This is a genomic window from Streptomyces sp. NPDC093109 (genome assembly GCF_040701725.1).
In the GTDB taxonomy this organism is placed as follows: domain Bacteria; phylum Actinomycetota; class Actinomycetes; order Streptomycetales; family Streptomycetaceae; genus Streptomyces.
In genome coordinates, this window is the sequence record NZ_JBFBEZ010000001.1 from 532,145 (window position 1) to 558,372 (window position 26,228).

General features: G+C 70.7%; 20 protein-coding genes and 1 pseudogene. 6 read left to right on the forward strand and 15 right to left on the reverse strand.

Features of this window, described 5'->3' with window-relative positions; genetic code table 11:
- Position 1 precedes the first annotated feature (1 nt).
- The 6 genes from AB0389_RS02270 to AB0389_RS02295 all read right to left on the reverse strand — a co-directional run bounded on the left by AB0389_RS02270 (position 2) and on the right by AB0389_RS02295 (position 6,464).
- Positions 2-1,267, reverse strand: a complete 1,266-nt coding sequence (locus tag AB0389_RS02270; RefSeq protein WP_366393395.1) for an MFS transporter — start codon at positions 1,265-1,267, stop codon at positions 2-4.
- Entirely contained in the window at positions 1,264-2,421 is a 1,158-nt protein-coding gene (locus tag AB0389_RS02275) for a dipeptide epimerase (protein ID WP_366393396.1), read from the reverse strand. The genes AB0389_RS02270 and AB0389_RS02275 overlap by 4 nt, the downstream gene beginning before the upstream one ends.
- On the reverse strand, positions 2,418-3,503 hold the full coding sequence (locus tag AB0389_RS02280) for a cysteine synthase family protein (protein WP_366393397.1): 1,086 nt from the start codon (positions 3,501-3,503) through the stop codon (positions 2,418-2,420). Before AB0389_RS02280 ends, AB0389_RS02275 begins: the two co-directional genes overlap by 4 nt.
- Positions 3,500-4,384 (reverse strand): DUF364 domain-containing protein, encoded by an 885-nt coding sequence (locus AB0389_RS02285; protein WP_366393442.1) that lies wholly within the window; start codon positions 4,382-4,384, stop codon positions 3,500-3,502. The genes AB0389_RS02280 and AB0389_RS02285 overlap by 4 nt, the downstream gene beginning before the upstream one ends.
- Before the next feature lie 47 nt (positions 4,385-4,431).
- Positions 4,432-5,688, reverse strand: a complete 1,257-nt coding sequence (locus AB0389_RS02290) for an ATP-grasp domain-containing protein (RefSeq protein WP_366393398.1) — start codon at positions 5,686-5,688, stop codon at positions 4,432-4,434.
- Between the two features lie 350 nt (positions 5,689-6,038).
- Entirely contained in the window at positions 6,039-6,464 is a 426-nt protein-coding gene (locus AB0389_RS02295; protein ID WP_366393399.1) for a DUF3291 domain-containing protein, read from the reverse strand.
- 88 nt (positions 6,465-6,552) lie between these two features.
- On the opposite strand from AB0389_RS02295, the gene AB0389_RS02300 reads away from it, so the two are divergent.
- Positions 6,553-7,254, forward strand: a complete 702-nt coding sequence (locus AB0389_RS02300) for a MerR family transcriptional regulator (RefSeq protein WP_366393400.1) — start codon at positions 6,553-6,555, stop codon at positions 7,252-7,254.
- Between the two features lie 533 nt (positions 7,255-7,787).
- On the opposite strand, the gene AB0389_RS02305 is transcribed toward AB0389_RS02300, so the two are convergent.
- The 7 genes and pseudogenes from AB0389_RS02305 to AB0389_RS02335 form a co-directional block, all read right to left on the reverse strand.
- Complete coding sequence (locus AB0389_RS02305) at positions 7,788-9,338, reverse strand: stealth conserved region 3 domain-containing protein (protein ID WP_366393401.1); 1,551 nt, start codon at positions 9,336-9,338, stop codon at positions 7,788-7,790.
- Between the two features lie 830 nt (positions 9,339-10,168).
- Entirely contained in the window at positions 10,169-12,412 is a 2,244-nt protein-coding gene (locus tag AB0389_RS02310) for a protein kinase (RefSeq protein WP_366393402.1), read from the reverse strand.
- A gap of 232 nt (positions 12,413-12,644) precedes the next feature.
- Positions 12,645-12,737 (reverse strand): annotated as a pseudogene (locus tag AB0389_RS02315) (short-chain dehydrogenase/reductase); the annotation flags it as partial.
- Between the two features lie 44 nt (positions 12,738-12,781).
- Positions 12,782-13,075 carry a PTS transporter subunit EIIB gene (locus AB0389_RS02320; protein WP_366393403.1) on the reverse strand — a complete coding sequence of 98 codons (294 nt, stop codon included), beginning with the start codon at positions 13,073-13,075 and terminating at the stop codon, positions 12,782-12,784.
- Positions 13,062-13,925 carry a PRD domain-containing protein gene (locus AB0389_RS02325; protein WP_366393404.1) on the reverse strand — a complete coding sequence of 288 codons (864 nt, stop codon included), beginning with the start codon at positions 13,923-13,925 and terminating at the stop codon, positions 13,062-13,064. The genes AB0389_RS02320 and AB0389_RS02325 overlap by 14 nt, the downstream gene beginning before the upstream one ends.
- A gap of 77 nt (positions 13,926-14,002) precedes the next feature.
- The gene (locus AB0389_RS02330; RefSeq protein WP_366393405.1) at positions 14,003-15,445 is read right to left on the reverse strand and encodes a glycoside hydrolase family 1 protein; all 1,443 of its coding nucleotides are present in this window, start codon (positions 15,443-15,445) and stop codon (positions 14,003-14,005) included.
- Between the two features lie 8 nt (positions 15,446-15,453).
- A complete protein-coding gene (locus AB0389_RS02335; protein ID WP_366393406.1) occupies positions 15,454-17,343 on the reverse strand; it encodes a beta-glucoside-specific PTS transporter subunit IIABC in 1,890 nt (629 codons plus the stop codon).
- Between the two features lie 425 nt (positions 17,344-17,768).
- On the opposite strand from AB0389_RS02335, the gene AB0389_RS02340 reads away from it, so the two are divergent.
- The 5 genes from AB0389_RS02340 (at position 17,769) to AB0389_RS02360 (ending at position 22,606) form a co-directional block, all read left to right on the forward strand.
- Complete coding sequence (locus tag AB0389_RS02340) at positions 17,769-18,803, forward strand: Gfo/Idh/MocA family oxidoreductase (protein ID WP_366393407.1); 1,035 nt, start codon at positions 17,769-17,771, stop codon at positions 18,801-18,803.
- Positions 18,800-19,411 carry a histidine phosphatase family protein gene (locus AB0389_RS02345; RefSeq protein WP_366393408.1) on the forward strand — a complete coding sequence of 204 codons (612 nt, stop codon included), beginning with the start codon at positions 18,800-18,802 and terminating at the stop codon, positions 19,409-19,411. The genes AB0389_RS02340 and AB0389_RS02345 overlap by 4 nt, the downstream gene beginning before the upstream one ends.
- A 74-nt stretch (positions 19,412-19,485) precedes the next feature.
- The gene (locus AB0389_RS02350) at positions 19,486-19,755 is read left to right on the forward strand and encodes an HPr family phosphocarrier protein (protein ID WP_366393409.1); all 270 of its coding nucleotides are present in this window, start codon (positions 19,486-19,488) and stop codon (positions 19,753-19,755) included.
- Between the two features lie 8 nt (positions 19,756-19,763).
- A complete protein-coding gene (locus AB0389_RS02355; RefSeq protein ID WP_366393410.1) occupies positions 19,764-21,470 on the forward strand; it encodes a putative PEP-binding protein in 1,707 nt (568 codons plus the stop codon).
- A 170-nt stretch (positions 21,471-21,640) separates the two neighbouring features.
- Positions 21,641-22,606, forward strand: coding sequence for a pirin family protein (locus AB0389_RS02360; RefSeq protein ID WP_366393411.1), 966 nt, complete (start codon positions 21,641-21,643; stop codon positions 22,604-22,606).
- Positions 22,607-22,771: 165 nt separating this feature from the next.
- On the opposite strand, the gene AB0389_RS02365 is transcribed toward AB0389_RS02360, so the two are convergent.
- Positions 22,772-22,984 (reverse strand): MbtH family protein, encoded by a 213-nt coding sequence (locus tag AB0389_RS02365; RefSeq protein WP_366393443.1) that lies wholly within the window; start codon positions 22,982-22,984, stop codon positions 22,772-22,774.
- Positions 22,985-23,000: 16 nt separating this feature from the next.
- On the reverse strand, positions 23,001-26,222 hold the full coding sequence (locus AB0389_RS02370) for an amino acid adenylation domain-containing protein (RefSeq protein WP_366393444.1): 3,222 nt from the start codon (positions 26,220-26,222) through the stop codon (positions 23,001-23,003).
- Positions 26,223-26,228 lie beyond the last annotated feature (6 nt).

Sequence of the window (26,228 nt, forward strand, 5' to 3'; positions counted from 1 at the left end):
CCTACACCGTCGCCGGTACGGCCGCGGAACCGGTGGGCAGCGCCCTCAGCCGGTGCAGCGCGCCGACGCCGGCCGCCGAGACCAGGCCGAAGAAGAGACAGCACACCCAGGGCAGCCAGTGCGCCGCCGCGCTCTCGCCGGTGTCCATCGCCCAGCCGACGAGTGTGTTGCCCAGCGCCGCCGCGATGCCCGAGACCACGTAGAAGAGACCGAAGTACGTGCCGGTCAGCTCGGGCCTGCCGAAGTCGGGTATCAGCTCCATCACGAACGGCTGCGCGACCATGATCCCCACGTACAGCAGCAGCGCCCCGGCGAGCACGGGCAGCAGGGCCAGCACACGCGGCGCGGTGCCCGCCCCGGCCGTGGCTCCCCCGCCGCCCGCGACCGTCATCGGCGGTACGAAGGCGAGCCCCATCAGCAGGAGCCCCGCACCGATCCACCGCGCCCGGGCGCCGCGCGCCTTCAGCGCCCGGGTGACGCGGAGCTGGAGCCAGAGGTTGGCGAGGGTGCCGACGAGGAAGACGGCCCCGGCCGCGCCGTCCCAGCCGGTGGCGGCCCGCGCGCCGGCGGGCAGCAGCAGATACAGCTGGTTCTCCAGGGTGAACATGCCGACCATGGCCAGGGAGAAGGCCAGGAACGCCCGGTTGCGGACCACTTCGCGCCAGTCGCCGAGGACGCTGTTCGTGGACGGGGTGGCCGGGCGCGCCGGCAGTACCAGCGCCTGGGCGGCGGTCAGCAGCGCGAAGATGCCGGCCGCTGTGAGCGCGGACGTACGGAAGTCCACCAGCAGCAGGGCGCTGCCGAGCAGCGGTCCGATCAGCGCGCCCGTGGTGGCGAAGACACCGAAGAGCGCGAACGCCTCGGCCTTGCGCTCCCCCGCCTCCCGCGCGAGGTAGGCGCGTACGGCGGGGTTGAAGAGCGCCCCGGCGAGCCCGCTGAGCACGGATGCGGCGAGCAGGACGGGCAGCCCGTCGCCGAGCGCGAAGAGGCCGAAGCCCACGGTGCGCAGGGCGCAGCCGGCGATGATGACCCCACGGGCGCCCAGCCGGTCGGCGGCGGAGCCGCCGATGAGGAACAGGCCCTGCTGGCTGAGGTTGCGTACGCCCAGCACGATGCCGACGACGGCGGCCGACATCCCGAGATCGTCGCTCAGGTGCAGGGCGAGATAGGGGATGAGGAGGTAGAAGCCGATGTTGACGCCGAGCTGATTGACCAGGAGAAGCCGGATCGCGAGCGGGAAAGCGCGTATCTCGCGCCAGGTCTTCACGGTTGGTCCTTCATGAGGTGGTGGGTGTGGTGGGTGCGGTCGGCCGCGGTGGGTTCGCCGGGTGCGGTGTGCCGCGCCACACGTGGCCGTACGCCCAGACCGGGGTGGCCGCTCGCCCGTACGGTTCCGTCCCCGCCGCCGATGCCGGACCACGGGTCCCGGGCTAGCAGCAGATGTCCGTCCAGGTCGATCCAGCGGGCGCGCCCGGCGAGGTGGACGGCCGGGGCGATCCCGAGGGTGCTGGCCGTCAGACAGCCGAGCATCAGCTCCGTGCCGCTGCCGTCGATCAGCTCGGCGATGCGCAGCGCGGCGGTGACACCCCCGCACTTGGCGAGCTTGACGTTGACGCCCTGGACCCGCCCCGCGAGGCGGCGGGCGTCGTCGAGGCCGACGGCGTCCTCGTCGGCGATGACGGGCAGGGGCGCGCGTTCGGCGAGCCGGGCCAGCGCCTCGGGGTCGCCGGGGGCGATGGGCTGTTCGACCGCTTCGACGCCGAGTTCGGCGCAGCGTCCCAGCAGGACGCCGGCCTCCTCGGCGCGCCAGCCGCCGTTGGGGTCGACGAGCAGCCGCGCGTGGGGAGCGGCGGCGCGGACGGCCCGTACGCGCGCGAGATCGTCCTCGGGGTCGGCCGAGCCCGCCTTGAGTTTGATGACGGAGAATCCGGCGTGCGCGAGGCGGGCCGCGCGGGCCGCGGCGCCGCCGGGCGAGGTGATGCCGATGGTACGGGCGGTGGCCGCGCGGGGCGGGGTACGGGTGCCCAGGAGGCGGTGCACGGGGAGACCGGCCCGCTTGCCGACGAGGTCGAGCAGCGCGGACTCGACGGCGGCGGTGACCGCCGGGGGCAGGGTCGGTGACGACGGTGTGTCCCGTACGGCCGGGTGCCGGGCGTGCGGTGTGTTCCGGGCGCGCAGTGTGTCCAGCGCGCTCTCGGGGTCACCGAACGCGCCTATCTCCGGGGCGACTTGGTACGCCAGCAGCCGTTCGATGGTGTGCGCGTCGAGGCCCTGGTACGCGCTGGCGACCGCCTCTCCCCGGCCGCACCGCCCCTCGTGCTCGATGAAGACCCATACCGCGTCCCTGGCCGCCATGGTGGAGCGGGATATCCGCAGGGGTTCGGCGAGTTGGAGCCGTACGGTGCGATGGGCGAGCTTCACCCGGCCTCCTCCCCCCGGTGGTCCCTCGTCGGGTCGGTCACGTAGCCGCATCGCGCCCAGCCGGTGGCCACCGCGGCCCGCGGGTGCGGGATCTCCACGGGGCGGGTGGCCGCGCCCGCGGGGTCGAGCCCGTGGGCGGCGGCGAAGTCGTCGTCGTACACACTGCCGAGATAGCGGTGCGGGCCGTCGGGGAAGACGGTGGCGACGACCGCGCCCGGGTGGACGCGGGCGGCCCACGCCGAGACGAGCGCGACCGCGCCCGTACTCCAGCCGCCGCTGACGAAGTTGCCCCGCGCCAGCCGCCGGCAGCCGTCCGCCGCCTCCGTCGGACCGACCCAGTGGACCTCGTCGAACGCCTCGTAGGCGACATTGCGGGGATGGATGCTGCTGCCGAGGCCGCGCATGAGGCGGGGTCCGGCGGGCTGGCCGAAGATCGTCGAACCGGTGGCGTCCACACCGATCAGCCGCAGGCCCGGCCAGTATCCGCGCAGCGGTCCCACGATGCCGGCACTGTGGCCCCCGGTGCCCACACTGCACACGAGAATGTCGAGATGGTCGAGGTGTGCGGTCAGTTCGGCGGCGAGGGAGGCGTAACCGGCCTTGTTGTCGGGGTTGTTGTACTGGTCGGGCCAGTACGCGTCCGGCAGCCGCGCCAGCACGTCGCGCAGCCGGTCCAGCCGGGCGGCCTGCCAGCCGCCGTGCGCGGCCGGGCGGTCGACGAGTTCGAGGCGGGCGCCGTGGGCGCGCAGCAACTGCCGCATGGACGGTTCGAGTTCGGCGTCACCGACCAGGACGACCGGATGCCCGAGCGCCTGACCGGCGTAGGCGAGGCCGAGGCCCATCGTGCCGGAGGTGGACTCCACCACGGGTGCTCCCGGGCGGAGTTCGCCGCGCTCCTCGGCGCCCAGGAGCATGGACACGGCGGCGCGGGCCTTCATGCCGCCCGCGCCGAGCCCTTCGAGCTTGGCCCAGAAGCCGGGTTGCGGGCAGGGCAGATCGACGGTGACGCGGGCGAGCGGGGTCCGTCCGAGGAGCGCGAGCAGCTCCCGGTTGCCCGCGGGGCGCAGTACGGCGGTGGTCACAGGGCGGCCCCGGCGGCGCCCTCGGTGACGACCGCGGCGGCATCCGCTCCGTACAGGTGGATCGTCCCGGGTCCGCCGTCCAGCCAGAAGAACGGGTACGGCTCGGCGCACACCGCGCTGACACCGGCGCCGATCAGCCGGGGCAGGACCGCGCTGCCGGTCTGGGCGAACATCACCAGGGGCTTTCCGTGGCGCAGGGCATGGGCGCGCAGCGGCTCGAAGGTGCCGTTGCCGAGCGTCATGCCCGAGGCCAGTACGGCGTCGCAGCGCTCCAGTTCGGCGAGCGCGTCGGTCCTCACCGGCTCGCCCCACTCCGTCGTACCGCCCTTGAGGTCGCACGGTACGCAGGTGAATCCGCGCTCCCGTACCGCCGCCAGCAGGGAGTTCACCACCCCCACGACCAGGACGGTCGTACGTCCCGGGGCCGCCGCGTCGAGCAGTCCGGCGACGGCCCGGGCGCGGGACCGGGACTTGTCCAGCGAACCGCCGGCCGGCAGCGGGCAGGAGCGGGCGCCGGTGGTGGGGGCGTGCGGGAGGATGTGCATCAGATACGCGTCGAGCGCGGCGACCCGTACCGGCGTCAGCTCGTGCGCCAGCAGCCGGGCGATGTCGGCGCCGACGCAGTCGTCGAGCGCGCCGTCGGGCAGTGTGCCGGGCTCGACCGCGCAGGAGCCGACGGCTTCGGCGAGCCGCAGGCTGAGTACTTCGTTGCGGTAGCCGGTGGAGCGGCCCTCGTGACGTACGGCCTGACGGGTGGTGAACGCGACGGAGACGCGGCGGGTGCGCGGGTCGGGGCCGAGTTCACCGGCGAGGACGCGGGCGAGGAGGTCGTCGTACGAGGTGGCGGCTGAGGTTGCGGCGGTGGCGGTGGCGGCGGGCATCCTGGCCGTCGTCGTGGGAGGCCCGGAGGGCATGGGGATCGTGGGGGTCATCGGGTCACCACCCGCGGCCCGAGTCCCGCCAGCAGCGCGGCCACCCGGTCACGGGCGCCGGGGCCGTCGGGGTCGCCGGCCATGATGTGCCCGAGGTAGTCGTTGTTGCTCTGTGCCGCTCTCACCGCCCTTCCGGGGTCGGCGAGTTGGACCTCCAGCAGCCCGGGTTCCGCGCGCAGGGCGTCGGCGCCGTCGATCGCCTCCAGCTCCCCTTCGGTGTCCGGCACCAGAAAGCCGATGGCGGCGCTGCGCAGTCCGGTGGGCCGGGGCCGCAGATCGGGCTCGCGGCCGAGGGCGACGTCCACGCAGGCGGCGGCGAGGTCGATCCCGGTGACGTGGCGGACCAGTTCGGTGATGCGGTTGCCGGCCGGGCGGGGGTTGACCTCGACCACCCGCGGTCCGCCGGAGGTCAGTTTGATCTCGGTGTGCGCGACGATGTCGTCGAGGCCGAGGGCCTTCAGCGCGTACAGCGCGGTGTCACGGGCGGCGGCCTCGTCCGCCGGGTCGAGCGCGGCGGGGAACATGTGGCCGGTCTCGACGAAGGCCGGTGCCGCGCCGACGCTCTTGTCGGTCACTCCGATCACGTGCGCCGTGCCGCCGAACGACACGGTCTCGACGCTGACTTCGGGCCCGTCGAGCAGCTCTTCGAGCAGCACCACGGGCGTACGGCGCCGGCCGCGCGCGTTGACGGGGAAGGCGGCCAGCGCGTGGTAAGCGGCTGCCAGTCCGGCTTCGTCGTCCACGCGCCGTACGTACATGCCGGCGCACAGGTCGACGGGCTTGAGGACCAGCGGATAGCCGATCTCCCGGGCCGCGGCGGCGGTCTCGGCCCACTCCTCGCAGACCGCGAACTCCGGTCCCGGCAGCCCGGCTTCGGCCAGGATCCGGCGGGTCGCGTCCTTGCGGCAGGCGTTCTCGACGGCCTCGGCGGAGGGGCCCGGCAGTCCGAGCCTGGCGGCGATCCGGGCCGCGGCAGGCAGGTAGTAGTCGCAGGAGGTGATCACCCCGGTGAACCGGAGGGTTTCGTGGGCGCGCGCGGCGAAGTCCGTCAGTGCGTCGGTCTCGTTGGTCTCCGCCGTCAGCACATGGCGGGCGCCGAGCAGCGGATGCGCGGTGCCCTCCGGGGCCGCGCGCAGGTAATGGTGGAGATCGCGGGTGAGGAAGGTGAATGCGTGTCCGCCCTCCCTGATCGCCCGGGGCAACAGCCGGCTCATTGACCCGACCCAGCTCTCGACCATCAGCAGATGAGACACAACTACCCCTCTTCACAGGCTGGTTGAGAAAGCACGACGGGGCGGCGGCCCTCTGCCGGAGGGCCGCGCACCGTGACTGGACGCCACGCTATCGACAATCGTTTTCATTGTCATCCGATTCGGCACCTCTCTTCCTCCCCGGCCTTTTTCCGCGGCCCGCGCGTCGCGCACAACGACGAAAGCGCCGCACCCCGGAACGGGTGCGGCGCGTCCTGCGTACCTGTGGTGCGTCCTGTCGCACCCGACGAGCCGGGCGCCGCGGAGTCACCGCCGGGCGGTGACTCCCACGACACTTCCCCCGACAGAGACGGAGCCCGGCCCGAGGGCGGAGGCGACCTCGGGGCAGGCGTTCAGCGGGCGGCGCGAGGGCCGTTCGCCGCGTCTTTGCGCGCCTGCTCCTCGATGTGCCGCTTGGCGTCCTTCCAGTCGATCGGCAGCTGATCGGCCGGAACCTCCCAGAAGGTGAAGGTCGAGTCCCGCATCGTGGCGCGCAGGCCGATCATGATGCTCTTGTGGGGTTCCGCCCTGGCGTAGGCGTAGAGCGCGTCCCGGCTCTCCCACGCGGACAGGGTGTAGAAGACCCCGCTGAACAACTGGGCCTCCAGGGAGGCGCCGAGCGCTCCCGGCGCCTTGCGGACCTGGCCCCACGCGGAGAGGGACTTCAGGAAGAAGCGGGGGACGTCCTTCTTGGAGCGCACCTCGAGCCGGGAGGCCATGACGAAGGCACTGGTGTCAGGGCGGGCCGGGTTCGGTTTGACCCAGGGAAGAGTTGGCACGGTAGTCTCGCCTCCACGATTGGTGAGTGGCACTGTCCATATTAGACAGTGCCACTCACCAATCGCCAGCGGAAGAGCGGAGAAGCATATGAGGATCTCGGAACTCAGCCGTCTCAGCGGTGTACCCAACGCGACGATCAAGTACTACCTGCGCGAAGGGCTGCTGCCCGCCGGGCGCGCCACGGGGGCGACCCAGGCGGAGTACGACGAGTCGCACCTCAAACGGCTGCGCCTGATCCGCGCGCTCATCGGGGTCCGCGGGCTGTCCGTCGCGGCGACCAAGAAGGTCCTGGACATGCTCGCCGAGGACCACACCGACACGCACCGGACACTCGGGCTGGTCTTCGGTATCTGGCCCTCGGACACCGGCGCACCCGAGACGGCCGAAGGCGAGAACCCCGCCGGGTCGAGCCCGGAGGCCGGCGCGCTGGTCGACGCGATGGGCTGGACGGTCTCGGACTACAACCCGGCCCGGCAGATCATCGACCAGACCGTACGGACCCTGCGCTCACTGGGCATGGACTACGACTGGCGGCACCTGCTGCCGTACGCCCGGCTGGCGGAGGAGACGGCGCGGCACGACCTGGACGAGCTCCAGCACTTCACGGACCCGCTGGAGAAGGCCGAGCGGGCGGTGCTGCTGACCTTCCTGCTGGAACCGGCCCTGATGGCGCTGCGCCGGCTCGCGCAGGAGGACGAGTCGACGGTCCGCTACGGCGAGGGCCGCTCGCCCGCCGGTCCCCCGTCCGATCCCCCGTCCGATCCGGAACCCGCCGTGGAACATGAGTGAGCGGTACTCGTCTCCGCCCGGGGGCGGGCCCCAGTCCCGGGGCGGGACGTCCCGGCCTCAGTGCCTTGCGGCAGATCCGCTCGCCCACCCAGACCACCGGGGTGCGCGGCCGGCGGGGTGTCAGATGCGCCGCGAGCGCGTTGCCCAGCCCGGGGGTCACATACGCACGGTCGCGGTCGAGGGCCGCCGGCGCCGAGCGGACGACCGGCTCGGGTTGTGGTGAAGCTGCCGGCGACGGCGGCGTCGCGGGCGCCGATCGCCTCGAAGAACTTCGTCTCCACGGGTCCGGGGCACAGCGAGAAGTTGAGGACGAACGTCTTCACCACTACATGGGCGGTTCCCTTTCGGCATGACGGCAGACTCCTCGCGCCCCTGGTGCAGGGCGTGGCCGACGCATCGCCAATCCGGCGCTCGGCCACGCCCGCGTTCGGAACCCTGCTGAGGCGCCCCCGCGATCCGCTCCCGTTCCCGCTCCCGTTCCGACAGAGCCTGACACGGCGTACGGCCGTCGGCTTCGCCCCGCTCGCCGCCGCTCAGAGTTCGAACGAACCGCGCTCGGGCAGGTACGCGTCGAAGAAGGCGGAGAGGTACTTCTCCTGCGCCTCGAACTCCTCGGGCCCCGAGTCGGTGTCGTTCACGCAGAAGACGTCCATGTCTCGGCGGGCCAGCAGCCTGCGCAGCCGGGCGGGGGTGTCGGGACTGGCGAGGTCCAGGTACGTGTACTGGATGTTGCTGGGCATGGCCCGCCCGGTCATGTACGCGTAGTAGTGCACGAGCGACGAGGGGATGGCGTAGTCACCGGCGTGCCGGAACTGGTGCTTGCTCGTCTCGGCGAAGATCTCCGGGTACTTCTCCTCCAGCTCCATGAGCACACTGCGCTGCTGCGGGTAGGGCGTGTGCTTGAACTTGTTGCGCGGCACGCGCCCGAACGCGGCCTCGATGAGGTCGCGGTTGTTCTTGGCCGCCGCCATCACCGGCAGGTCCTCGGGGCTCGGCGCCCCCAGTTCCAGCTGGGCCTTCGACAGGAAGAACTTGCTCAGTCCGTTGGCGTGGAAGAACTTCTCGGCGGTGACCGGCCTGCCGAAGATCATGTCGTCGTTGAGGTAGAGGTAGTGCTCGGCCAGGCCCTCGATGTGGTGCAGCCGGGTCTCGATGGCATGCGAGTTGAAGGTGGGGAGCCGACCCGCGTCGCCGAAGATCTCCTTGTGCGAGACGACCCGGATCCGCTCGTGCGCGGTGTTCAGCCAGGCCGGGACCTGGTCGTCGGTGACGATGAAGACATTGCGGATGAATCCGGCGAACTTCTCCAGCGACCGCAGGGAGTACAGGAGTTCGTCGCGGCTCGTGAAGCGCGAGTCGTTGGCCGCCTGTTCGTTGAGCTGCCCGAGCCCGTGCGAGACCATCGTCCGCGACTTGCGCTCCCGCCACGCCGGGTCGCTGCCGTCGACCCAGGTGTAGACGGCGTCGACGGGGAAGGTGACGTCGAACAGATGAGGCCCGGAGAACGGCTGGAGCGTCGGGAAGGCGCGGTCTCCGACCGGCAGTACGGCGGGGATCAGATCGGCGGCGGGAACGCGTGGCGCGGTCCGGTTCGAGACCGGCGCGACCAGCGAGCCGTCCTCCTCGTCGGTGTCCCAGAACTCCAGCTCGCAGGCGTGTTTGGCACCGAGCGACGCGGTCCCCGAGGACGACAGATAGACCCGGAACACCCGCACACCCCGGGTGCCGGTCTCGGTGTCGGGCAGTGTGGCCACCAGCCTGCTGCGCCCGGCCGACCTGGTCAGGTCACCGGCGTAGACGGCGCTGCGCGCGTACACGGACCGCAGTGCGGCCAGGGCGCGGGCGCGGTCCTCCTGGCGGGCGCCGATGGTGACGCGCGGCCGGTTCCCGCTGTCGAGCACCCAGTACTCGATGCCCTCGTTCTCCAGCGCGTCGGCGACCAGCGCGAGGTTGCGCCGCCGTGCCTCCTCCGCGCTGACCCCGTCCTCGACATGGCAGACCCATGCCCGGCTGCCGATGTGCGCGACCTTGATGTCCCCCGTCGAACCGAGCAGTGCACGGGACTGGGCGCTGGCGCGGCGCATCTGCAGAACACGCCGAGTCCGCTTCCTGGGACCCCCGTTGAGCGCCGCTACCCGTACTTTGTCCGCGTATTCCGGCGGCAGAGCCGCCATGATTCTTCTGCGGACGGGAACGGGGACGACGGTACGCAGACTCATTTTTTCCACTCCGGGAGGCGACAGCGTTCTGAGGTGGCTGACGTTGCGCTGACCGGGGGGAAGCAGCTCGCGACGGCCCCCTTCATATTAACTTCCTGGATGTGGGAATGTCCTCGAAAGTTTCACCGACCATTCATCTTTATCGACTCGTGCTCTCCCTCCACCTGCCACGTTCGACATGGGCCCCGGAACTGTCCGTACGTCACATCCGCCACACTGAAGGAGCCGCGGGCGCGGATCGCGAGGGTGGAGACGGTTTTTACTGAAGGCGGAGGGGGACGGATATGTCGCGACACGAGAGGCACTCTGACGACAGCCCGGGCTGGATGGGCTTGGGCATCCTGTCCTGCGGATGGACAGCGGCCAGTGGCGGCACCGAGCCCTGGCTGAGGGTTGTCTCAGTGCTCCTTCTGGGGGCCTGTGGCATGTTGCTGGCGAGGCATCTTCTGCGACGCGCCCGTGGCCGCGTGACGGGCGACCGTGCTGACACTGAGCGGCCGGGTCGTTCCGCCGGCGCAGCCGGTGGGTGGTCATGTCCCACACGGACAGGTCGCCGGAGCCGCTGGAGGTCATCGCGACGGGACGGTCGTTGACGGTCGCGCGGGTGACCACCGCGGAGCAGGCGGCGCCAGAACGGGACCGAGCTCCGTCACGCACCGGGCGTCCGGGGCGGTGTCTCGGCTCGTTCCCCGGGGTCAGCCCGCCTTCGGCGGCTTCCGCGTGTCGAAGGCGAAGAGAGTGTTCTGGGCCGCGGCCACGATCACCGCACGCCCCACGACGGTCACACGCGGGCTCGCGCCCTGCTCGCCCGTCAGGCCGTCGGCCTGCGGATCCGTGGCCCACAGGGGTGTGCCGTCATCCGGCGACAGCGCGACCACCCGGCCGGTGGCCGAGCTGAAGTACAGCGCCCCGGCTCCCGCCACGGGACCCGACGCGCCTTCCACGCTCGTCTGCCGGGACCACTTCGCCCGGCCGGTCGCGGGGTCGAGCGCCGTGACGAGACCGGTCTGCCCGCTCATGTAGAGGGTGCCGTCCGCCATACCGGGCGTCCCCTCGTACGTCTTGGCCAGCGCGGAGTACGTGACCTTCCGCGAGGCCGGGTGGACCAGCGCCACCCTGTCGTAGCCGGCCGACGCCGTTCCCTCCATGTGTACTTGAAGGAGCACGAGCCTGCCGTTCGAGACGCCCATCGGCACGGCGGGGCCGTCCACCGCGATGGGCGCGCCCAGGGTCCCCGAGGCGAGGGCGACCGTGTACAGGGTGAGGTGGCGCACCTCCAGGGCGTCCGCCTCCGTATCCGTCGCGCACATCGCGAGGAGCCGCGCGCCCACCGGTACGGGAGCGCACTGGGTGCCCGCGGGGAACGGCGTCCGCCAGGTGACCGTTCCGCTGTGCGCATCCCGGGCCTCGAAGCCGGAGTCGGAAGCGTTGACCGTCACCACGGTGGAGCCGACCACCACGGCGTCCTGGGTCCGGCCCGTGACGGCCGCCGACTGGGCTCCGGACGGCACGGACCACAACTCCCGGCCACTGTCCGCGTCGACGGCCACCACCTCGCTGGGCGGGCCCTGCGGGGAGTCCTGGGCGGCGTTGCGGTAACCGAGCACCGTGTCGTCGGTGGCGCCGACCAGGTGCTCGCCCTGGACGGGGATGCCAGGACTCTTCACCGTCCACGCCCGCGAGCCGTCCGAGGCGCTGATACGCGTGGCGACAACACCGCCGCCCCCGCAGAACAGCGCCTCGTCGTGCGCGACGCAGCGCAGCTCGTCGGGGATGTCCTCACGGCCGCCCCGCACAATCCTGTGCCACGGCGCGAAGCCGTCCGGAAGCGCGGCACCCGGCGCCGCGACGGTGTTGCGCTTGTCGCCGCCGCTGTTCTCCCCGGCGCTGCCCGCCCTCAGCACGGCGGCTCCCCCGCCGATCGCGGCCACCGCGACCGCGGCCGTGAGCACGGGCCGCCATCGGCGACGGAGACCGCGGCGGACGGAGGTGACCGTACTCCCTGAATCGGGACCGGCCGGGTCGGTGGCCGGGTCGGTCGGTGCCGGGGTGGCCCGCACCGCCACGTGCTGCTGGGTGATCTCGTCGCGGGTGTGGCCCGCGCCGACCCCGTCCGCGTCGGTCCCGCCGAGGTCGGCCGGCAAGTCCCGGAGCAGCACGAGGAGTTCGTCCGTCGAGGGGCGCTCCTCGACCTCCTTGGCCAGGCACGACCCGACGACCGCGCGCAGGGCCGCCGGCACGGCACCCAGCGACGGCTCCTCGTGCACGACCTGATACGCCGTCAAGTACGGGCTGTCCGCGTCGAAGGGCCCGCGGCCCGTCGCCGCGTACACCAGCAGCGTGCCCAGCGAGAAGACATCGGACCGCGGCCCCACACCCCGCGGCGCCTGCAGCTGCTCCGGCGACATGAAGGGCGGCGTACCGATGACCCGCCCCGTCATCGTCAGCGTCTCCTGGTCCACGGCGCGCGAAATACCGAAGTCGATGACGCGCGGGCCCTCGGGCGAGAGCACCACGTTCGAGGGCTTCAGGTCACGGTGGACGACCCCCACGCGGTGGATGTCGCGCAGCGCCTCCGCCAGCCCGATGGCGAGACTCCTCAGCTCCGCTCCGTTCAGCGGGCCTTTCGCCGCGATGTGCTGGGCGAGGGTGGGTCCCTCGATATACGTCGTCGCCATCCACGGCTGCTCGGCCTCGGGGGCGGCGTCGACCACGGCGGCGGTGAACGCGCCGCTCACCCGCCGCGCCGCCGCCACCTCCTGCCGGAAACGGATGCGGAACTCGTCGTCCCCCGCGAACTGCTGATGGATCAGTTTGATCGCGACAGGCCGTCCCGAGCTGGTACGGGCCAGAAAGACCGTGCCCATGCCTCCCGAACCGAGCCGCGCCTCAAGCGGATAGCCGCCGATCTCGGCTGGATCACCTCCGCGCAGCGACACTCTTCCCGACCTCTCGTTCCCCGTGCACCTCTGTCGCCACGGGCCCGCGTACCTGTTCCTGCACACAAACTAGCCGCAGGGCAGTACCGCAGTGCAAAGCGGGGGACAAACAGGGAGCCCGGGGGCGCTCCCGGCCGACTGGTTCACCGCGCCCGGAGCTGGACGCGTACAGGGACCGGCATCTGATGCGGAGGACACTTCCGGGGAGGAGCACTGACGACGACGATGGTGACGACCGGTCGGTGACGTCGAGGGCGACGGGCAGTACGCGGTCGCCGTACCGCTGAGCGAGGTCGTCCGGCTGCTCGGGCTTGCGAGCCGTGGCGGCGGCGTCCACAGGGTGCCGATCCCACCGGGTTGTCGCCGTGCTCAGGGGGTTCCGGTGTCGCCGAGCGCGTCGTGGAGCTCCGCGAACAGCCGGAAGAGGTCGCGGCGGGGCGCGACGTGCAGCTCGTCCGCCTGCCACAGGGCGAAGGCGACGAGAGGATGCGCTCGGAGGGCATCGAGGTCGGTGGCCTGCGGATCACGCAGCCTGAACCGGAGGCGGACGAAGCAGTGTGTCAGCCGGGTGACGTTCTCCCGGCCGCCGACGCCACGGAGAATCGCGTCCGGTCCCTGCTCGCCTCCCTGTTCGCCTCCCTGCTCCCCGCTAAGCGCCGGCATGGGTCCCCTCCGCCGTGTCGGACTGCCCCGTCAGCCGGCTGACGTGCAGCGCGAGGTAGAGGATCTCCTCCCGGCCGACCTCCCAGTCGAACAGCTCCTCCATCCGGTGCGCCAGCCGTTCGGCGCAGGCGTACTCAAGCGGTCTGGCGTTCTTGATCGCGTCGCCGATCTGGTCGCCGACCTCGGGAGACTGCTTGCCGTCCCGGGCGCGCAGAAAGAGGTAGCGCAGATGGGTGACGAAGCGCGCCGCCGACAGGGAGCGCTGGTCGATCGTGACGCCGAAGTCCTCACCGATCGTCTCGAGCGCGACCCTCAGCCACTGCGTCATCTCCACGGTCGCCGCGATGTCGCCGGAACCGATCTGGGCGTTGACGAAGTGGAGGGCGAGGGGCAGTGCCTCGGCCGGGTCCATCCGCACACCGAGCCGCCGCTCGATGATGTCCAGGGCCACCGTGCCCATCTCGGTCTCCGCCGGGTAGAGATTCTCGATCTCCCACTTCAGCGGGTACTCGATCGACGCTCCGGCGCGGGCACGGGCGAGGGCAAAGTGGACGTGGTCGGCCAGGGGCAGCAGGACGTGTTCGCTGATCTTCTCGCCGAGCCGGGCCCGTGCGGCGGCGACGACCTCTTCCATGACCGCGATCTCGTCGAGGGGGATCTCGGCGGCCAGGGCGGCGAGACGCTCGGCGGGCATCGCCTGCGCCACGAACTGCCGCTCGACCCGGTCGGCGTCCACCGCGTCTCCGGGCTTGACCTGGAAGCCGAGCCCCCGGCCCAGGAACACGGTTTCGGCGCCGTGCTCGTCCACGCCGAGCACCACGTTGTTGTTGAAGATCTTCTTGACGCGCATCGTTGCGTGAGTCCTTACTGACCAGGCCCAGGAGCAGGATAGTCGTGCTCCTGGGCCTCGCGGGGAGCAGGGCGGGGCTACGGTGTCCCGTCGCCCCGCAGCAGGCTGGCGCCCTGGCTGCGGATGACATCGGCGTACCAGCCGAAGGACTTCTTCCGGTGGCGTGCGAGGGTGCCACCGCCGTCGTCGTCGCGGTCGACGTAGACGAACCCGTAGCGCTTGCTCATCTGGGCGGTGCTGGCGCTGACGAGGTCGATGCAGCCCCAGGAGGTGTAGCCGAGGACGTCGACGCCGTCGGCGATCGCCTCGCCGACCTGGACCAGGTGGTCGTTGAGGTAGGCGATGCGGTAGTCGTCCTCCACCGTGGGCCGGCCGTCCACCTGGATCAGTTCGTCCCTGGCCCCGAGGCCGTTCTCGACGATGAACAGCGGCTTCTGCCACCGGTCCCAGAACTGGTTCAGCACGATGCGCAGACCCGTCGGGTCGATCTGCCACCCCCACTCGCTGGCTTCGAGGGTCGGGTTCGGCACACCGCCCATGATGTTGCCCTCGCCCGCCTTGCGCAGCTCGGGGTCGGCGGTCTCGCAGATGCTCATGTAGTAGCTGAAGGACACGAAGTCGACGGTGTGCGTGAGGATCTCGCGGTCCTCGTCGGTGATGTCGAGTTCGATGCCGTTCTCGCGCAGGTGGCGCAGCGCGTATCCCGGGTAGGCGCCCCGTACGTGGACGTCGCCGAACATCAGGTTGGCGTGGTCGGCGTGCATCACGGCGAGGGCGTCGGAGGGGTGGGGGGTGAGCGGGTACAGGGGCATGGCGATCACCATGCAGCCCACCTTCGCGTCCGGCACCGTCTCGCGGGCGATCTTGGTGGCCAGCGCGCTGGCCACCAGTTCGTGGTGGACGGCCTGGAAGAGCTCCTGCTGGGACAGTTCCTCCTTCGGCGTCGCGATGGCGCCGCTCATGAAGGGCACGTGCAGCACCGAGTTGATCTCGTTGAACGTCAGCCAGTACTTCACGCGACGGCCGTAGCGGTCGAACAGGACGCGGACGTACCGCTCGTAGAAGCCGATCAGTTCGCGGCTGGCCCAGCCGTTGTACTTGTCCGCCAGCGCCAGCGGTGTCTCGTAGTGGGAGATCGTGACGAGCGGTTCGATCCCGTGCTTCTCCAGCTCGTCGAGGACGCGGTCGTAGAAGGCCAGGCCCTCCTCGCTGGGCAGTTCGTCGTCGCCGTTCGGGAAGATGCGGCTCCAGGCGATCGAGAAGCGGAAGACGGTGAAGCCCATCTCGGCGAAGAGGGCGATGTCCTCGGCGTAGCGGTGGTAGAAGTCGATGCCCTCCAGCTTGAGGTTGTCGGGCGTGGGGTGCTCGGCGCGCGGGCCGAAGATGCCACGGGGCAGGACGTCCTGGATGGATACGCCCTTGCCGCCCGCGTCGTGGGCGCCCTCGATCTGGTTGGCGGCCGTCGCGCCGCCCCACAGGAAGTTCGCGGGGAAGGGGCGCGGGGTGGTCGGGTCGGTCATGTCTCTCCTCAGCCGATGAGTTCGAGTGCGGCGTGACGGGGCTGTACGTCGCCGGTGGCGGTGGGCACGACGGCGGTGTGGCTGCCCGGGTCGGTCACGATCAGGACGGTGATGGGGTTGTAGCCCGCGTCGGTGATCACCTGAAGGTCGACGTCGGTCAGCAGATCGCCGGCGTGCACCCGCTGTCCCTGGGTGACGGCGGGGGTGAATCCCCGGCCCTTCAGTTCGACGGTGTTCAGTCCGATGTGCACGAGCACCTCCACACCGGTGTCGCTGCGGATGCCGAAGGCGTGCGGCATCACGCTCAGGAGGGTGCCCGACACGGGCGCGTACACCTTGCCCTCGCTGGGGATCACCGCCAGGCCGGATCCCATCGCCCCGGAGGCGAACACCTGGTCGGGAACCTCGTCCAGCGGTACGACCTTGCCCGCGACCGGCGTCTGGAGCGTCGCCACGACCTCCTCGGCCGCGGCGTCCGCACTGCCCTCGGCCGTCCCGACCGTCGCGGGCAGGTCCTTGAATCCGACGACCATCGTCAGGGTGAAGGCGACGATCATGCCGACCGCGCAGCCGATCAGCTGGAGAGCGAAGTTGCCGACACCCAGGGTCGCGGTCACGGTGATGGCGCCCGGGACGACGAAGCCCGTGGCCGCCGTGCCGCCCGCCGCCGCGACGGCTCCGCCGATCGCGCCGCCGACGCAGGCGAAGACGAACGGGCGCTTGAGCCGCAGTGTGACACCGTAGATCGCCGGTTCGGTGATGCCCGCCAGGAAGGCGGAGACGGCGGCCGGACCGGCCACCACCTTGAGATCACGGTTGCGCGTCTTGAGGAACACCCCGAAGGTCGCCGCCGCCTGGGCCAGCACCGGGGCGAACAGCGCCGCCGTCATCTCCGAGTGGCCCGTGTTCGCCAGCTGCTGGACGATGATCGGCACGAAGGCCCAGTGGACACCGAAGAGGACGAAGACCTGCCAGAGACCGGCGAGCACACCGCCGGCCGCCCAGGGGGCCACCCCCCAGAGCCAGTCGACGCCGGACGCGAGGCCGTCGCCGACCCAGGTCGAGGCCGGCCCGATGGCGAGGAACGTCACGGGGACGACGACCGCGAGGGTGACCAGCGGAGTGACGAAGTTGCGCACCACCTCCGGCAGCACCCGCCCCACCAGGCGCTCCACGTGCGACTGGAAGTACACCGCCAGGATGGTCGGGATGACGGCGGACAGATAGCTGACCATCACCACCGGGATACCGAGGAAGGTCAGATCTCCGCCGGCCTGGTCGAATGCCTGGAGCGTCACACTCGTGCCGTCCGGGCCGGGGATGACGGCGATGGTGGCGGAGTAGACCAGGGCTGCGGCGATGGCGACCGACGTGAACTGGTTCGCCTTGAAGCGCTTGGCGGCCGTAATGGCCAGCAGGATCGGCAGGAACTGGATCGCGGCGTCGGAGGCCGCGAACCAGATCGCGTACGTCGACGTGGTGCCGAAGTCCGGGCTGATCTTCACCGCGACCGTGAGGAACGCCTTGAGCAGGCCGACGGCCGCCAGGACCCACAGGAACGGGGTGAAGATGCTGGTGACGAGGTCGATCGTGCGGGCGAGAAGGCTCCCGCCGCCGGCGCCGGTGCCGCCCGTCTCCACGCCCTGGGAGACGGCCTCTTCGTACACCTGGCCGACCGTGTTGCCGATGACGACCTGGAACTGGCCGCCCGCCTCGACGACCGTGATGACACCGCGTGTGGACTCCACGGCGGCCTTGTCGGCCTTGGCCGGGTCGACGAGAACGAAGCGCAGCCGGGTCGCGCAGTGGGCGAGGGACCTGACGTTTTCCTTGCCGCCGACGCCCTTCAGGACCTCTTCGGCGATCAATGCGTACTTGCTCGTGCTTGTGGTTGTCACGGCTCCTCCTTGAGCCCCGCTGCCCTGAACCGCGTGCCCGGTATCGGGCAACAAAAAAACCCAAGCCGCGACCCCTTCGCCATTCCGGAGAATAGGCGGGTCTCAGCTTGGGTTTTGCCTGTGGTCCAGTAACAATCCCAGCTTTGGTGCGACACCCGGAGGTGTCTTGGGGCGAGACAGTAGACGTCGGTTTTATCCGTGTCCAGAGGTCACGCACGACCAGTTTGCCCGACGAGGGTCGTATACGGCGTGGTGGCGGTGGCATTGACGTCGGGACGGACTCGCGGCTACCGTGCGGCAGACGGATTGTGACCGGCGTCAGTCGGGCAAGACCTGGGACGAGTTGCCGAGAGGCGGCGCTCCCGGGTCTTTTTTTGTGCGGGCACGTCCGTCAGAGGCGGCTTTACGGCGACCGGGAGTGGCGAATGCGAACGCGTGACGTCCAGTGGGGAATCCTCGGCGCGGGCAAGATCGCCCGTGTCTTCGCGGCGGACCTCGCCGCCGCCGGGCTGCATGTGTCGGCGGTGGCGGCACGCGACCCCGCCCGTGCGGAGCGGTTCGCGCGGGAGACCGGGATACCGCGCGCCCACGGCTCGTACCGGGCCCTCGTCGAGGACCCCGAGGTGGACGTCGTGTACGTCGCGACACCGCAGCCCTTCCACGCCGACCAGGCGCTGCTCGCGATCGAGGCGGGCAAGGCGGCACTCGTCGAGAAGTCGTTCACCTCCGACGCCCCCTCGGCACGCCGCCTGGTGGACGCGGCCCGCGGCCGGTCGGTGTTCCTGATGGAAGCGATGTGGACCCGGTTCCTGCCCACGTTCGGCGAGGTACGTGCCGAGCTGGCCCGCGGCGCGATCGGGGAGCTCAGAAGCGTCGTCACCCATCACTTCCAGAAGCTGGACGGCTCACCGTCCGGCCGGCACTACGACCCGGCGCTCGGCGGCGGCGCCGTCGCGGACCTGGGCGTGTACGGGCTCTCGTGCGCCTTCCACCTGCTGGGCCCCCCGCACGGAATCACCGTCACGGGCTCCGCGACCCCGGCCGGCGTCGACACGAGCGCTGCGGTCCTGATGCGGCACGGCGGGGGGACGACGTCCACCACCGTCACCAGCATGGACACGCCCGGTCCGAACAGCGCCGCCGTGATCGGCACGGAGGGATGGATCGAGCTGGACCCCTACTGGTTCACCTCGACGGGCTTCACGCGGTACGACGCGGGCCGCCCCGGCAGCCCCGTACGGCGCTACGAACCGCCCGCCCATCCCGGGCGCGGCATGCACTTCCAGGCTCTCGAAGTGGAACGGTGCCTGCGTGCGGGCGAGCGGGAGAGCCCGCTCATGCCGCTGGACGAGAGCGTCGCGGTGATGAGCGCGCTCGACCTGATCCGCGCCGAAATCGTCGGCCCCGCCGCACCGGCAGGCGCCGCACCGGCACTCGCTCCGGGGGCGGGCCCGCGATGAGGCTGCATCTCGTACGGCACGCGCGCACCGAGTACAACGCCGCCGGCCGGCTCCAGGGCTGGTGCGACTCGCCCCTGACGCCCGACGGCCGCGAACAGCTGCGGGCGACCGCCGCCCACCTGGCCGGCATCGAGCTGACGGCGGCGTGGGCCAGCCCCTCCGGGCGGACGATGGCCACCGCGCGGGAGATCCTCGGGCACCATGAAGGGCTGGGGCTGCGCGCGGACGACGGACTGCGGGAGTACGCGTTCGGCTCGCTGGACGGGCAGCCCGAGAGCGAGCTGTTCGGTCGGACCGATCCCCGTGAGTTCTTTGCGGATGTGATCGGTGGAAGACATCCGGGGCTGCCCGGCGGGGAACCGGCCGCCGTCTACCTCTCCCGCGTCGCCGATGCCTTCCAACGGATCGCGCGTGCCCACCCGGACGGCGAGATCCTGGTCGTCAGTCATGGCATCACGCTGGTTACCTATCTGACACTCGTCGGGAGCACGGGCGTCATACCTCTTGCCAATTGCAGCGTGTCGACGGTCGAGATCACCGGGGCCCGTACCGAGATCGTCCGCGTGGGGTTCGTACCCCCCGTACCCGTCGGCCGTACCACCGTCTGACCCATTTCCCCATTACCCCCCTCAGCGTCGTGAATTGAGCGGCGCTCGTGATTTACATATCCAAGGAGTGGAAAATGCCGGAGCGCCACGCCACTGTTCTGTGCTCGCAGGGGCTGCACGCCCGACCCGCCGCCGCCCTCGCCCGCGCGGCGGCGGAGACCAGTCACCGCGTCACCATCCGCCGGGCGGACGGGAACCCGGTCTCGGCGAGCAGCACGCTCATGCTGATGAGCCTGGGCCTCAAGGAGGGGGAGAACGTCGTCCTCGCCTCCGACGACGACACGGCGGGGCCCGCACTCGACCGGCTCGCGGCGCTGCTCGCCACCGAGCTCGACGGACAGTGACGGCCACCGTGAACCAGCCCCGTACGGTGTCTGGACTGGGGGTCGGGCGCTCGGGCGCCGTCGCGCCGCTCGTCCTCGTCCGGTCCGCGCCCGTCATCCCCCCGGAGGCACGGCGCCCGCTCGATCCGTCGGACGCCCCCGCGGCGCTCGCCCTGGCCCGGCGCGCGCTGGCCGAGGTGGCCGCCGATCTCGCCGAACGGGCCGCCGCCGCACCGGGCGCGCTCGGCGACGTACTGCGGTCCACGTCCGGTATGGCGGCGGATCCCGAGCTGGCGGACAGGGTGCGCGACCGGATCGAGGACGGTCAGGGCCCGGCCGTCGCCGTGGACGGAGCCATCGCCGAGATCATGGCGCTGCTGACCGCCGCCGGGGGGCTTTTCGCCGAGCGTTCGACCGATCTGACGAGCGTGCGCGATCACGCGGTCGCCCGCATACTCGGGCTGCCCGCACCCGGACTGTCAGGACTGCGTGGCCCGTCCGTCGTCTGTGCCGTCGACCTCTCCCCCGCCGACACCGCCTCCCTCGATCTGACGAAAGTGGCCGCTCTCGTCACGGAGTCGGGCGGGCCGACCGGCCACACGGCCATCATCGCCCGGCAGCTCGGCATACCGTGTGTCGTACGGGCGACCGGGGCGACGCGCATTCCCGAGGGGACAGTCGTCGCCGTCGACGCCGCGAACGGAACCGTCACGGCCGACCCCGGACCGGCACTGGTCGACTCCCTCCGCGCCCGAGCGGAGAGCGAGCGCGGACTGGCCGAGGACACCTCTCCCGGCGCGACCGAGGACGGCCGTCCGGTCGCGCTGCTCGCCAACGTCGGCACCGTCCACGACATCGAGCGGCTCGGCCCCTCGGCCGCCGAGGGCGTGGGGCTCTTCCGTACCGAAGTGCTCTTCCTCGACGCGGTGCGGGCGCCGTCGCGCGAAGAGCAGACCCCGGTGTACGCGCGCGCCTTCGCCGCGGTGAAGGGCGCCAGGACGGTGGTGCGCACCCTCGACGCGGGCGCCGACAAGCCGCTCGCGTTCGCCGCCCAGGAGGACGAGGAGAACCCGGCGCTGGGGGTACGCGGCTACCGGCTCGTCCGTACGGTGCCCGACCTGCTCGAAGAGCAGCTCGCTGCCCTGGGCGGGGCCACGCGTGCGCTGCCGCCGGCGGAGCGCGCCCGTATCTGGGTGATGGCTCCGATGATCTCCACCGCCGACGAGGCCCGGACCTTCGCCCGTCTCGCCCGGGCGCACGGTATCCGGACCGTCGGAGCGATGATCGAGGTCCCGGCCGCCGCCCTCCGGGCCGCCTCGATCCTCGCTGAGGTCGACTTCGTCTCCGTCGGTACCAACGACCTCGCCCAGTACACGATGGCGGCCGACCGTACCGGCGGCGATCTCGCGGACCTGCTCGACCCCTGGCAGCCCGCCGTGCTGGATCTCGTCGCGGCGACCGCCCGCGCCGGGGAGCGGGCGCGCAAACCGGTCGGGGTGTGCGGGGAATCCGCGGCCGATCCCCTGATGGCCCTGGCCCTCACGGGAATGGGCGTGACCAGCCTCTCGATGTCCGCGCCTGCACTGCCCGCGGTACGCCACGCCCTCCGTCACCACTCGCTCGCCCGCTGCCGGGCGATCGCCGAGGCCGCGTCGGCCGCACCGACCGCCGTGGAGGCCCGCCGGGCCGCCCTCGCCCTCGCGGACGCGCGGTTCACCGTCCCCGTGGCCGTCTGAGCCACACCGGCACAGCGCGTGGACTCTCGGCGAGTGCGCCGTCGGGACCCGTGACGTTGGGCAGTTGTGATCAGCGTGCGGGTACGTAAACGCGTATGCCAGTACCGGGATATGAACCGGTCAACGGTCACGCGACCTGGTTGCGGGGGCGGAGGATTAGGTTGGGCGGCATGAGTAATCTTGATCGTCAGGCCGCCGTCTCCGTCTGCGGCGGGCGCGGGTTCGTCGTCGCCGAGCCGGTACGGGAACTGCTGAGCCCCCGCCGCGTCCAGCTGGGCGAGTCCACGGAGGTCCGCAGACTGCTGCCCAACCTGGGCCGCCGCATGATCGGCGCCTGGGCCTTCGTCGACCACTACGGCCCGGACGACATCGCGGACGAGCCCGGTATGCAGGTGCCGCCGCATCCGCACATGGGCCTCCAGACGGTCAGCTGGCTGCACGAGGGCGAGGTGCTGCACCGCGACAGTCTCGGCAGTCTCCAGACCGTACGCCCCCGGGAGCTGGGCCTGATGATGTCGGGACGGGCGATCTCCCACTCCGAGGAGAGCCCGCGCCCGCACGCCCGTTTCCTGCACGGCGCCCAGCTCTGGGTCGCCCTCCCGGCCGCGCACCGCCAGGTCGCGCCCCACTTCGAGCACCACGCCGACCTGCCCGTCGTCACCGCCCCCGGAGTAACGGCCACGGTCATCATGGGCACACTCGACGGAGCCGTCTCGCCCGGCACCACCTACACCCCGCTCGTCGGCGCCGATCTCGCCCTGGCCCGAGGCAGCGAGACCCGCCTCCCGCTGGACCCGGACTTCGAGTACGCCGTCCTGGCCATGTCGGGCGAGGCCCATGTCGACGGAGTCCCCGTCACCGCCGGCTCCATGCTCTACCTCGGCTGCGGCCGCACCGAACTCCCCCTGCGCGCCGACTCCGAAGCCGGCCTGATGCTCCTCGGCGGCGAGCCCTTCGAGGAGGAGATCGTGATGTTCTGGAACTGGATCGGACGGTCCCAGGAGGAGATCGAACAGGCCCGCGAGGACTGGATGAACGGCACCCGCTTCGGCGAGGTGAGGGGCTACGACGGCCCTCCGCTTCCGGCCCCGGAACTGCCCGCGACTCGGCTTAAACCGCGGGGAAGGGTACGTTGAGCTGCCCTTATGCCGATGGCCAGGAGGTCGGCTTCGCGCGCTGCCGGGCAGCATCAAGCGCTTCGGCGGTTCCCGGGTTCCTCGGCGGCGGGCAACACCGCACCGGCATGCCCGACGGGGGCCGGAACGGAGCAGCAGTACCACCGCTCCAGCCCCCGCGCCCGCTCAGCCGGCGTCCATCGCGTCAATCAGGCTCTTGGGGCGCATGTCCGTCCAGGTCTTCTCAATGAAGTCGAGGCATCCCTGACGGTCCGCCTCGCCGAAGACCGGCTCCCATCCGTCCGGCACATCGACGAATGTGGGCCAGAGCGAGAACTGACCCTCCTCGTTCTTCAGAACAAGGTAGGTGGCGTCCTGATCCTCAAAAGGGTTCGTCATCATTTATTCCTATCCGTCACTCGGAGGTAGCAGCATCGGGGCGGCCGGCCCCGGTCCATTCCATGGAAAGCCAACCAGCAATCGAACCCCACAGCAGAGAGAGCATGGGGGGATCAGCCATTTCGTCGTGAGAACAGGGCAACCGTGACTCACTTATCCGGCCGGAAGTATAGGGCTGCCACATGGCACGGCCCCAACCGTCCTCGAGTTCGTCCGACGAGATGAAGAGGACATCGCCGCGGAATCTGCGAGGATAATTGTTCACATAGATACGGGTGTTGTTCGCGATAATCCTCGCCCTTACTTCAGCCTCCTCTTCCGAAATCTCGCTGCGGAAGTAGTCCGGAAGTCCGGCGAGATCGCGGAGAGAAGGCGCTTCGTCGATGGTTTCCGACATATCCGAATGATCGTCGTCGCCGCCGGCCCGTTCCTGGATCGCTTGCCGGACAAGTTCTGCGGACTCCCGGCCGATCTCGTCCGAGTCGAGTGTGCCGATCGGGGCGGGTGCGTAGCCTCCCATGATGACGAGTGCCACTTGCTCGCCGTCTTCCTGGAGTTGTACCGCCATCTCCTGGGCCACGCGGCCTCCCATCGACCATCCCAGCAGACGATAGGGACCGGAAGGTTGCACGGTGCGCAACTCCTTGACGTACTCCTGCGCCATTTCCCGGATGGATCCCGGCAGCTCACCCGAACCGTCGACATCCCGCGCCTGCAGGCCGTACAAGGGAATGCCAGGAGGTACGAATCCGGCCAGCGGCGCGAAGCACCAACTCAGCCCGGAACGCGGGTGGACACAGAAAAGGGGCGGCAGGTTCCCTTGTGTCCTGATGGGAAGAAGCGTACGGAGCGAGTCCTTCATCGCGGGAAGACTGAGCCGATGCGCAAGTCCGGCGACGCTGGGGGCTTCCATCAGCATATGGACGGAGACATCGACACCCATGACCGAACGAATCCGACTCACCAGCTTGACCGCCAGAAGCGAATGCCCGCCGCATTCGAAGAAATTGTCATCGACCCCGATATGGGGCATATTCAGCTCTTCGGCGAAAATTCCGCACAGGACTTCCTCCTGGATCGAGGAGGGCTCCCGGCTCGGTGCGGACCAGGTGTACTCCGGCGCCGGGAGTTCCCGTCGGTCCAGCTTCCCGTTCGCCGTCAACGGCAGCGCGTCAAGCACCACCAGCGCGGACGGCACCATGTACTCCGGCAGCATCGTGCCGAGATGGGCGCGCAGGGCAGTCAGGTCGCACACGGCGGTGTCGCCGTCACCGCCGGTGTTGCCACCGTTGGGGACGAGGTAGCCGACCAGGCGCTTGTCACCGGGGCGGTCCTCTCGCACCGTCACCGCCGCCCGGGCCACGGACGGATGCGCGCTCAGCGCGGCCTCGACCTCACCGAGCTCGATACGGAAGCCACGGACCTTCACCTGGTCATCCGTACGGCCCAGGTATTCGAGCTGACCGTCGGTGTTCCACCGGGCCAGGTCGCCCGTACGGTACATCCGCTCCCCCGCGCTGAAGGGGTTCGCGACGAACCGCTGTGCGGTCAAGCCTGGCCGGGCGTGGTAGCCGCGGGCCAGTTGGGCGCCGGAGACGTACAGCTCCCCCGCGACACCCACCGGCACCGGCCGCAGAGCCGTGTCCAGGACATAGACCCGGGTGTTCCACACCGGACGGCCGATCGGCGCCGTACCCACGGGCCATGCCGACCGGTCCCCGGGCAGGGTATGGGCGGTGACCACATGGGTCTCGGACGGACCGTAGTGGTTGTGCAGCACCGTCCTGGTCGCCCCGCACAGGTCACGGACCCGGTCACCGAGCACAAGGGCCTCGCCGGCCTGCGAGACATGGCGCAGCCGCGGCAGGTCCGTGCCCAGCTCCGCCACCGCCTCACCGAGCGCGTCCACCATCATGTTGGGGGCGTACAGCTCGGTGGCCTCCTGCTCCCTCAGCCACACCGCGAACTCTTCCGGGCTACGCCGGATCTCCTCGTCCGGTATCACAAGGGTCTTGCCGTCCAAGAGGGTTGAGAGGATCTCCTGGGCCGAGACGTCGAAGCTGATCGCGGTGAACTGGGCGACCCGCGAGCCGGCCTCGGCGGGGATGGCGGAAGCGTGCCAGGACATCAGATTGACCAGCCCGCCGCAGGACATCACCACACCCTTGGGACGCCCGGTCGAGCCGGACGTGTAGATCAGATACGCGGGGTGCTGCGGCAGCAGCGGACCGGTCCGCTCCTCGTCACCGGGAGCGCCGGCCGGCAGTGTGCCGAGTTCGACGACGACCGCGGGGTCGTCCAGCAGTAGCGCGGGCCCGGCAGCCACGCGCCCGGCGACCTCCGCGGTGGTCAGCGTCAGCGAGGGGACGGCATCGGCCAGCATGAAGGCAATCCGCTCGGCCGGGTACTCCGGATCGATCGGCAGGTAACCGGCGCCCGACTTCAGCACCGCCAGCAGACCGACGATCAGGTCCACCGAGCGGGGGACGGCCAGCCCGACGATGCGCTCGGGACCGATACCGCGACGGATCAGCAACCGGGCAAGCCGGTTCGCACGCTCGTCGAGCTGCGCATACGTCACCTCAACGCCGCCGAAGACCACCGCGACCGCGCCAGGATGCCTCGCGGCCCGGGCCTGGAACAGCTCCGGCAGCGCCGCCCCGGGCACCTCCTGGTCGGTGTCGTTCCACTCCGTCACCACCCGGTGCCGCTCCTCCGCCGACAGCACCTCCACACCGCTGACCCGCTGGTGCGGGTTGGCGGTGACAGTGTCCAGGACGCGGATGAAGCGTTCGGCCAGTGTCTCCACCGTTTCGGGGTCGAACAGGTCGAGGGCGTAATCGATACCGCCGCGCAGACCGGCCGGACGATCACCCGTACCCATGCTGGTATCGGGGTCGGTGTCGGTGTCGGTGTCGGTGTGGAAGGTCTCGCTCAAAGCGAAGAACAGGTCGAATTTGGCTGCCGGTTCGCCGGTGGGTACGGGTTCGGCGTCGATACCCGGCAGGTCCAGTGCTGCCTCGGCGTTGTTCTGCAGGGCGAGCATGACCTGGAAGAGCGGGTGGCGGGCCATCGACCGCGCCGGAGCCAGATCCTCCACCAGCCGCTCGAACGGCACATCCTGATGCGCGAACGCCGCCAGGCCACTATCACGAACCTGCTCCAGCAGACCCACGAACGTCGGATCACCGGACAGATCCGTACGCATCACCAAAGTATTGACGAAGAACCCGACCAGGTCGTC

Excerpts from the sequence above, each read along its gene's own strand:
- AB0389_RS02330 (WP_366393405.1), bottom strand. The coding sequence starts at position 15,445 with ATGACCGACCCGACCACCCCGCGCCCCTTCCCCGCGAACTTCCTGTGG.
- AB0389_RS02285 (WP_366393442.1), bottom strand. The coding sequence starts at position 4,384 with ATGCCCGCCGCCACCGCCACCGCCGCAACCTCAGCCGCCACCTCGTAC.
- AB0389_RS02345 (WP_366393408.1), top strand. The coding sequence starts at position 18,800 with ATGAGGCTGCATCTCGTACGGCACGCGCGCACCGAGTACAACGCCGCC.
- AB0389_RS02360 (WP_366393411.1), top strand. The coding sequence starts at position 21,641 with ATGAGTAATCTTGATCGTCAGGCCGCCGTCTCCGTCTGCGGCGGGCGC.
- AB0389_RS02305 (WP_366393401.1), bottom strand. The coding sequence starts at position 9,338 with ATGCGCCGCGCCAGCGCCCAGTCCCGTGCACTGCTCGGTTCGACGGGG.
- AB0389_RS02300 (WP_366393400.1), top strand. The coding sequence starts at position 6,553 with ATGAGGATCTCGGAACTCAGCCGTCTCAGCGGTGTACCCAACGCGACG.
- AB0389_RS02340 (WP_366393407.1), top strand. The coding sequence starts at position 17,769 with ATGCGAACGCGTGACGTCCAGTGGGGAATCCTCGGCGCGGGCAAGATC.
- AB0389_RS02365 (WP_366393443.1), bottom strand. The coding sequence starts at position 22,984 with ATGACGAACCCTTTTGAGGATCAGGACGCCACCTACCTTGTTCTGAAG.
- AB0389_RS02325 (WP_366393404.1), bottom strand. The coding sequence starts at position 13,925 with ATGCGCGTCAAGAAGATCTTCAACAACAACGTGGTGCTCGGCGTGGAC.
- AB0389_RS02320 (WP_366393403.1), bottom strand. The coding sequence starts at position 13,075 with ATGCCGGCGCTTAGCGGGGAGCAGGGAGGCGAACAGGGAGGCGAGCAG.
- AB0389_RS02350 (WP_366393409.1), top strand. The coding sequence starts at position 19,486 with ATGCCGGAGCGCCACGCCACTGTTCTGTGCTCGCAGGGGCTGCACGCC.